Source organism: Nostoc sp. CHAB 5715 (assembly GCF_020829685.1).
Taxonomy (GTDB): domain Bacteria; phylum Cyanobacteriota; class Cyanobacteriia; order Cyanobacteriales; family Nostocaceae; genus Nostoc.
Genome location: NZ_JAIVFR010000191.1, coordinates 1 through 9317, shown reverse-complemented (window position 1 = coordinate 9317; position 9317 = coordinate 1). Strand labels below are relative to the sequence as shown.

Genomic DNA, 9317 nt, shown 5'->3' with positions numbered 1-9317 from the left:
GACACGATACATACATCTGAGCAAAGTTGACTTCCCACTGCCGTTAGGGCCAATCAGCCCGACAAACTCACCTGATAACACTTGCAGATTGATGTCATGCAAAATCTGCTTTCCCTCAATACTCCAGGATAGATGTTGCACCTCTAATTTCATTTTCTACCCCCTTTACCTTGCATCAACCAAATGAAAAAAGGAGCGCCGAAAAGTGCCGTAATAATCCCAATGGGCAGTTCCTCTGGAGCGACAATGGTACGTGCTAGGACATCTGCCCAAATTAAGAAAATTCCGCCCAGTAGCAGACTCACAGGTAACACCCGGCGATGATCTGAGCCGACGAGGAAACGGACGCTGTGAGGAATCATTAGCCCAACGAAGCCAATGACACCACTGACAGCAACTATTACACCCGTCAACAGCGAGGTAACAAAGAATAACTGCTTGCGGAAGCGATCAGTGTCAGTTCCCAAAGTCCTAGCTGTTTCTTCACCGATGAGGAGTGCATTTAGCGATCGCGTCTGGAGTAACAAATACCCGATTCCCAAGAACAAAGCTAGCACCGGCAGGATTAAGTCTGTCCACGTTGTTCCCGAAAGTCCTCCCAATAACCAAAACAATACTCTTCGTGTGGCTTCACCACTTCCAGCCTTGATAGCCAAGAAACTCGTTACCGCCTCAAACAGAGACGATACTGCTACACCAATTAAAATTAAGCGGGTGGAGGAGAGGTGTCCTTGTCGTCGTGCTAAAAAGAAAACAACAAAAAATGCTAACAGCGCACCAAGGAAAGCCCCAAAAGACAGGGCATACACACCAAAAAATGAGAAAATACCAAATAGGATAACTAAAACAGCACCCACCGACGCGCCAGAGGAAATACCGAGAATAAAGGGGTCAGCTAAGGGATTTCGCACCAGTGCTTGCATGATGACACCAACCACTGATAGTCCAGCACCCACAAAAAAAGCTAATAGCACACGCGGAAAGCGGATCAGCCAGACAATTTGAACTTGTGCTTGCGTCCAGTCTCCTGTAACCTTTGGAAACACTTGGGATAAAGCTATCTGCCATACTCTCAAAGGAGGAATAGGGACTGGCCCAATCATCACCGCCAACGTCATAGAAACCAACAATATCATAACCATTGCTACCATTAGCAGTTTGTAGCGTTGCTGCTTGTTTTTTCTCAATTGCTTTGGTATTAGATTAGTCATTGGGCATTGGGCATTGGGCATTGGGCATTGGGCATTGGGCATTGGGCATTGGGCATTGGGCATTTGGCATTAGTCATTTGTTTCTCTTTGCGTCTCCCTCATCTCCCTCATCTCCCTCATCTCCCTCATCTCCCTCATCTCCCTCATCCCCCTCATCACTTAAACCTCTCTGGATACAAAGCCTCTGCTAACTGCCTCACCCCTGCGACATTCCTAATTCCTGGCATCGTGTAACTAAAACCTATGACAATGAATTTATCCTGTTGCACTGCTTTTAACTGAGAGTAAGCAGGGTTAGATTTAAGTAATCGACGCTTCTCTTCGGCAGATGACCAGTTAGCATCAATGAGAACAATCACATCTGGTTGACGTGCAATTACGTCTTCCCAATTAACTGTTACCCATGCTTTTTTCTCTTGGATATCTTTGAAGATATTTTCTCCACCGGCTAATTCAATAATATGATTGGGTATTCCCCAGTTAGAAACAGTTAGGGGAGGATCTTCAGAATCATACCAGAAAATGCGCTTTTTGCTTGTAACTTTACCTAGCTTTTGTTGGGTTGCTTCGAGTTGCGATCGCAGTTGCACAATTAACTTTTCTGCTCGTTGTTCTACTGCAAAAATCTGCCCGATTTCTCGGATTTCTTGATATAAATTCTCCATCGTCACGCGCTCAGGTCTAAGTTCTGGGCGATCGCATTCAATTGGCAACAAATAAGAAGAAATACCTAGTTTTAGCAACTCTGACTGTGACCCAAGTGCTTCTTTGGCAAAAGCGCTTTCCTCAGTGGAGAAGACAAAATCCGGCTCAACTGCCAAAAAAACTTCCCGTGACGGGTACTTTGGCGCTAATACCCGAATTTGGGAATATGCCTGTTGATACTCTGGCAAAATCGGATTATCCAGGTAGGCTGTACCAACCATCTGCTTTTCTAAGCCCAACGCTAACATAACCTCCGTCGCCGATTGCATCATGGTGACAGCGCGTTGTGGTGGTTGTTTGTAGGTAATCGTCGAATCACAGTTCTTAAGTGTAAATGGGGTATATGGTGTTCCATTAGAGGTAGTATAAGTTGGGGCAGTAACATTTCCTGCACACCCTGAAACCATTCCCAGCATCAGCACTGCTAAGACTGCAACAAAAGGTTTAAATATCCAGATCCGGCGATGTAACTTACTCACGCACAACTCTCTTTAAATCCTCTTAAGACAACAAAATCGTAACGAATTAACTTTAGAAACCTCTGCGCTCCTTTGCGTTCCTCTGCGTTAAAAAAAATTTACCTAATAATCAAAACTCCACTGACACTGTTCCCAGCACCGTAAACGGAGCAGTCGGGTCAATACTATACCCATCAACCTCATAATATTTAACATTAGAAATATTCTTGAAGTTGACTGCAAATCGATAATTTTGCCGCCGATAAAAGATAGAAGCATCCGCTCGTAAATAACTTGGAAGTCTAAACGTATTCGGTAAATCCACCTCCTGCTCACCAACAAAATACAATCCAGCGCCAAATCCTAACCCCTGCAAACTACCACTTTGTAGTTCATAACTTGTCCACAATCCAGCGCTATGTTCTGGGACACCAAATAATCTGTCTCCTACAGGAATCAGATTATCCTTTGTCACTTTGCCATCAATGTAAGCATAGTTGACAATCACTTTCCAACCTGATGATATTTCGCCTGCAATATCTAATTCAATACCTCTACTGCGTTGTTCTCCGGTTTGGATTTGGAATACGTCGTCTACTGGGTCTGGTGTCAATACATTCTGTTTGGTAACTTGAAAGAATGCTAAAGTTGCAGAAAGTTTATTGTCCAGAAAATTCTGTTTCACCCCCACCTCAAATTGTTCGGTAGTTTGTGGTTCAAATTCTTCAGTTGTCCGACTTCTGGCTTGAAATTGGGGAGAAAAACCATTAGACCAATTGAAGTAAAGCGAAGTAGCATCGCTTGGTTGATATATAATTCCAACTCGCGGCGAAAATCGAGTATTTGATTGTTTATCGAGAATATCGCCACTCACGCGGTCTTGACGACTGTAATCATTAAAGTCCAAGCGACCACCTAATAAAACTTTGAAATTAGGTGTAAGTTCAATTAAGTTCTGCGCGAATAAACCAACATTCTCGGAGACAATTTTGCGACCAAACGGAGAACCATCTTCTACAGGAGTAGGAGTTCCACCATATTGTGGGTTAAAAATATCTATTGATAGTTCTAAGTCTGGGGCAAAAATGTAGTTAAATAAGTTTCGGGCTAAATCTACTCCGAGTAGCACATTATGGCGAATAGAACCAGTAGAAAACTTCCCAGAAATTTGGTTTTGCAGGGTGATATTTTCGTGTTCCTCATCAGAAGCGTAGAACAAACGGTCTAATGTCCGACGGTCGTCTCGCAAAGAACCAGGAGATACTTGCTGTGCGTCATTCAAATTAGCATTGAGAACATTAAATCCTTGGCGAAATTTCCAGTTGTCGTTAAATTCGTGTTCTAATATATACGTCAACGAGTTAAATGTCACTTCACCATTGGCAAAGTTGGGTTCTCCTAAAAACCGACTGCGCCCAAGTTGGAGAATTTCTGGCTCAATGGGAAAACCATTATCAAAAACAAAGTTGTATTTTTGGTGTTCGTATTCAAAGGTGAGTTTAGTGCGATCGCCTACTTTTATCTCTACCACAGGTGAGATAAAAAAGCTGTCATACTCCACAAAATCACGAAAACTGTCAGAACTTTCATAGGCGACGTTCAAACGATACAGCACTGATTTATCATCTGTCAGTGGGCCGCTAATATCTAAAGTCGGACGCAAAAAGTTGTAACTTCCATAAGTTACACTCGCGTTGTAATAAGGCTCTGCAAGGGGCTTTTTGGTAGTTGTATTAATAACACCACTTCCTCCTGCATACTGTGTTGGACTACCACCATAAAGTACCGCCGCCGGCCCTTTGAGAATTTCCAACCTCTCGATATTAGCGACATCTCGCGGACTGAAGTAACCATAATCGGGAAAGCCATTGCGTAAAGTTTCAAAATTGGTGAGAAACCCACGCACCCGAAATCCTAATGACGACAATCCCCCATATCCCCGTTCTGGTTGTACACCACTAACGTTATCCGCCAATTCCGAAAGACGTACAACATTTCGGTCTTCAATCACCTGACGGGGAATGACTTGAATTGATTGGGGAATATCCCTGAGTGGTGTATCTGTCCTTGTTGCAGTGCTAGCGTCGGGTACTGAATATGTATCGCTCTCTCCTGTTACTGTCAGTTCAATCGGTTCATTTGCATCAGCCGATGGTTGAGTTGGCGGTGTTTCACTACTTGGTTGAGATGTATCCGGCGCTTGTGGTGTCGAAGATACAACTGGCGTGACGACAAAAATTAAACCTGTATCGCCGTCGTCTAACTCGACTTTTGGGATACCTCCCTCACCCGTTACCGTCACTCGGATACTATTTGTATCTACATTAGTAACTATTACTTCGCTAATTCCTGCAACAGGCTTGTCTTGACGGAAAGAACTATCACCTGTTAATTGCAGTTGAGCATTAGGGATATCTGCAATGAAGTTATTGTTTTCCCTCTTGATGGTGGTTTGTAACTTGTCAGATGTAGGAGTTTCTAAGAGGATTTCTAATCCGCTAGAAGTTGGGTTCAGGCGCACTCCTGTTACTACTGTGACTTCAGTCTGTTGATTCTGCTGCGCTAGCCAGTCCTTAACATTGGTGTGGGGACGTGGAATATCACTCAGTTGGGGAATCTTTGTGATTGGTGGTTCTGCTGACTGGGCTTTTACAGGCTGAGTCCCCAACACACAAATAGCTCCAACAATCCCTAGATATATTATCTGTCTTAGTTTCAAAACTTTCCTCCACACCACAATATTGATGAAAACAAGACACACCTAATTACACGCGATCGCAATACGCTTTTACTTTCGAGTGCTACAATAAATAATTGAGAATATTTATTAATTATTTATGTTCACATAAATAACCATACTTTAAAAATGCCATACTAACCTCAACCACCTTTTTCAGAATTATCCTAAAAGCAATTATTTTATCAAAAACTAACCCTTTGAAAATATAAAAATGCTTAATTTTTAGCACTTGCATTTCCCTTTTTATTTAGCAATATCAATAACTCAACTTTGCTTTGAATAAGGTTTGATTAGACTTAAATCGGATAGCCTGTACATGACAATACTTTTTTCGCTACTCTAATGTTTGTCTTAAAAGTTTATGAAATGGAAGCTAATACAGCTTTACACAAATGAATCTACCATTATTAGCCTTGAAAAACTGGGTTTTTAGTCTTAAAAAAGGTAGATTTACTTACGTAGCACATTACTATAGATAGTTTGAAGTTAGCTTTTATTTTCTTTGAATGTTTTGTAACTTTTATTTTGTTTAGATTATTTTTCTCACAGTTTAGACTATCAGTTTCCTATGGGAGATATACTTTATATAAGTTATGCAAAATTTGACAAGTTGTCCTATTCAGATTTTTTTATTCCTAATATATAAATCAGTTTGTGTAGACTGTCCTGAAAATGTTGCTATGAATAGGTTTTTCAAGTGTAAAATAAAAATATTCATATCTATAAGTGTTTTATAGGCATAATAAAAATGTGATCTTGCCTATTTTAAATATTGTTTAGGCATAGCAAAGTGCTTGACAAAAGGAGAAAATTAATGATAAATATTTTTATTAATCTTAAATATAGTTGAAAAAATTCAGAATTTATTTCAATAAATAAAGGCTTTAAACGCGATGGTGTAACCGCCCAGCGTAGCTGATCGCACTTAACACAACTAGGCAGTTTGGCTCCACATAGATACTTGTATAAATGGAGTGACATAAATGGGCAAAAACTTTTCCGAGCTACCGAGGGAATTCACCTCGTTGGTTGAACTTCTCCATTGGAGAGCGGTTCTGAAACCTGAGCAAAAGGCTTATTCTTTTCTACTGGATGGAGAAGTAGAAGCATCGTATTTTACTTATGGAGAACTAGATCGCCAAGCTCGAAGCATTGCTGCCCTACTTCAAAGTTGTGGAGTCAAAAGTGGAGAACGTGGACTACTGCTCTACCCACCTGGTTTAGAATTTATAGCTGCGTTTTTCGGATGTCTTTATGCTGGGGTAATTGCAGTCCCAGCTTATCCACCCCGACCGAACCAATCGCTGTCCCGACTCCAGACTGTTGTGGCAGATGCACAGGCTGCGATTGCCCTTACCACCACAACTGTCTTTGCCAACATTGAGCGACAATTCGCTCAGTATCCGAGTTTACAAACTTTGCTGTTGCTGACTACTGATAACATTACTACCGACTTAGCATATTCATGGCAGCAACCATCTATAAATAGCGATCGCCTTGCCTTTTTGCAGTATACTTCCGGCTCTACGGGTACACCTAAAGGCGTAATGGTGAGTCACGGGAATTTACTGCATAACGAACTTTTAATTAAGCAGGCAATGCAGCACACAGAAAATACCCTTTTCGTGGGTTGGTTGCCACTTTTTCATGACATGGGTTTAGTCGGGAATATGCTTCAGCCCTTGTACTTAGGGATACCGTGCATACTCATGTCTCCTGTGGCATTTCTGCAAAAGCCCTTGCGGTGGCTACAGGCAATTTCCCGATATAAAGCAACAACTAGCGGTGGCCCTAATTTTGCCTATGACCTGTGTGTTCGCAAAATTACGCCCGAACAACGAGCCACCCTGGATTTAAGTAGCTGGGAAATTGCTTTTAACGGCGCTGAACCCATTCGTGCAGAAACTCTAGAGCAGTTTACCGCTACCTTTGCTGAATGTGGCTTCCGGCGTGAGAGTTTCTATCCTTGTTACGGCATGGCAGAAACAACGCTGATGATAACTGGTGGCAGCAAATTAGTTCCACCTGTGTTGTTGTCAGTTCAGTCGGCGGCACTGCTGCAAAATCAAATAGTTCCAGCTAGTAAAAATGAAACTGGCATACAGACCATAGTCGGTTGTGGTCAAGCCTTACAAGATTTAAAGATTGCCATAGTTCATCCTGAGACTCTAACCCGTTGCCAGCCTAGTGAGGTGGGTGAAATTTGGGTTGCAGGGCCAAGCGTCACCCAAGGCTACTGGAATCAGCCAGAGCAAACTGATTACACATTCCGAGCCTACCTCAAGGATACTCAAGACGGGCCTTTTCTGCGGACAGGAGACTTGGGCTTTTTGCACGAAGGAGAGCTATTTGTCACAGGTCGCCTGAAGGATTTGATCATTATCCGGGGTCGCAATCATTACCCGCAAGACATTGAATGGTCGGTAGAACAAAGCCACCCATCACTGCAACCTAGCGGTGGTGCAGCCTTTGCAATTGATGTTGCTGGCAAAGAGAGATTAGTTATTGCTCAAGAAGTTAAGCGCGGTTTCCTACGGAATTTGGCGACTGAGGAAGTTATTGGGGCTATCCATCAAGCAGTAGTAGAAGAACATGAACTGCAAGTTTATGCAGTGTTACTCCTCAAACCAGGTAGTATCCCCAAAACTTCTAGTGGTAAAATTCAGCGCCATGCCTGTCATACTAGTTTTTTGGCAGGAAGTTGGGAAAATGTCGCCAGCAGCATTTTAGAAGAATCTCATACTACAGTCAATACAGTCAGCCTCACTCATGCAGCCGTCCTCGCATTAGAGCCGCAAGAGCGTCAGTTACAGTTAACTTGTTATCTTCAGCAGGAAGTAGCTCAGGTTCTCAAACTAGTTCCCTCACTCGTCAACCCACAGCAACCCTTGAATACTGTGGGACTCGATTCTTTAATGGCAATAGAACTCCAGCACTCCATTGAAACTAACTTGGGTGTGGTCTTGCCGATGACTAGCTTTCTGGGGAGTTCCAGTATTAACCAACTAGCAACCGTAGTACTTGCTCAGTTAACAAATGTTTCTTCTGTCCCAAAAAGCGCTCCAGCCGAAGTTAATGAGACTGTCACTGAGTCCCCTCTTTCCTACGGACAACAGGCTTTGTACTTTTTACACCAGCTAGCACCAGAGAGTCCTGCTTACAACATTGCTAATGCTCTGCGTATTCATGGCGAGCTTGATATTTCTGCATTGCATCAAGCATTTCAGACTTTAGTGGAACGCCATGCAATTCTGGGCGCGACTTTCCCAAATGTTGACGGACATCCCATACAGCGAGTCCATAAGCACGTAGGAGTTTGCTGGCAACAGGAAGATGCTGCAACATGGGATGAGGAATTTTTGAGCGATCGCCTCTTTAAAGAAGCATACCATCCCTTCAATCTTGAGCAAGGCCCCCTAATGCGGGTGAGTCTGTTGACTCGCTCACAAACGGAACATATTCTTTTACTTGTTGTCCACCACATCGTCGCCGACTTCTGGAGCCTCACCGTCTTGGTAGATGAGTTGGGAACACTGTACCAGAGCAACAAAAAAAATAATACACCTGTGATGCCTCCTTTGGTCTGGCAGTACACGGACTATGTGCGAGAACAGGCTTTAATGCTAGCGAGTCCAGAAGGTGAGCGGCTGTGGAACTACTGGCAAAAGCAGTTGGCAGGAGAGTTACCTGTGTTAAATTTGCCAACTGACCGTCCGCGTCCAGCCATTCAAACCTATCAAGGAGATTCCTTTAGCTACCAGCTGAGTGCAGAATTAACTCAACAGCTACAAGACTTGAGCCGCAAACGTGGAGTTACTCTCTACATGACCTTGCTAGCAGCCTTTCAAGTGCTACTTTATCGCTACACAGGTCAAGAAGACTTCCTAGTGGGTTCCCCCACAACAGGCAGAAGTCGAACTGATGCAGCAGGACTGGTAGGGTATTTCGTCAATCCGGTAGTATTGCGATCGGCTTTATCAGAAAATCCCACCTTTGATGAGTTTCTCATTCAAGTACGTTCTTGTGTACTGGATGCTTTTGATCACCAGGACTACCCCTTTGCCCGACTAGTTGAGCAACTACAACCAGTGCGAGACTCCAGCCGTTCGCCATTATTTCAAGTGATGTTTGTCTTGCAGAAAGCGCACCTGCTCAACGAATCAGGTTTGGCAGCCTTTGCATTAGGGGAAACAGGAGCAAGGA

Annotated in this window: 6 protein-coding genes; 2 read left to right on the top strand and 4 right to left on the bottom strand. The window is 43.2% G+C overall.

Annotation, left to right across the window (positions count from 1 at the left end):
* Positions 1–153 (bottom strand): ATP-binding cassette domain-containing protein (locus LC574_RS12730; RefSeq protein ID WP_229453860.1); only part of this gene is annotated, 153 nt, incomplete at its 3' end.
* Positions 150–1274, bottom strand: a complete 1125-nt coding sequence (locus LC574_RS12725) for an iron ABC transporter permease (RefSeq protein ID WP_229453859.1) — start codon at positions 1272–1274, stop codon at positions 150–152. The genes LC574_RS12725 and LC574_RS12730, both read right to left, overlap by 4 nt.
* On the opposite strand from LC574_RS12725, the gene LC574_RS12720 reads away from it, so the two are divergent.
* The gene (locus tag LC574_RS12720; protein WP_229453858.1) at positions 1253–1402 is read left to right on the top strand and encodes a hypothetical protein; all 150 of its coding nucleotides are present in this window, start codon (positions 1253–1255) and stop codon (positions 1400–1402) included. The genes LC574_RS12725 and LC574_RS12720 overlap by 22 nt on opposite strands.
* On the opposite strand, the gene LC574_RS12715 is transcribed toward LC574_RS12720, so the two are convergent.
* Together LC574_RS12715 and LC574_RS12710 are read right to left on the bottom strand one after the other, a co-directional pair.
* The gene (locus tag LC574_RS12715) at positions 1367–2395 is read right to left on the bottom strand and encodes an ABC transporter substrate-binding protein (protein WP_229453857.1); all 1029 of its coding nucleotides are present in this window, start codon (positions 2393–2395) and stop codon (positions 1367–1369) included. The two genes, LC574_RS12720 and LC574_RS12715, sit on opposite strands and share 36 nt — an antisense overlap.
* Before the next feature lie 109 nt (positions 2396–2504).
* Complete coding sequence (locus LC574_RS12710) at positions 2505–5093, bottom strand: TonB-dependent siderophore receptor (protein WP_229453856.1); 2589 nt, start codon at positions 5091–5093, stop codon at positions 2505–2507.
* A 1004-nt stretch (positions 5094–6097) separates the two neighbouring features.
* Here LC574_RS12710 and LC574_RS12705 point away from each other — a divergent pair.
* The coding region (locus LC574_RS12705; RefSeq protein ID WP_229453855.1) for a condensation domain-containing protein at positions 6098–9317 on the top strand (3220 nt) is incomplete at its 3' end.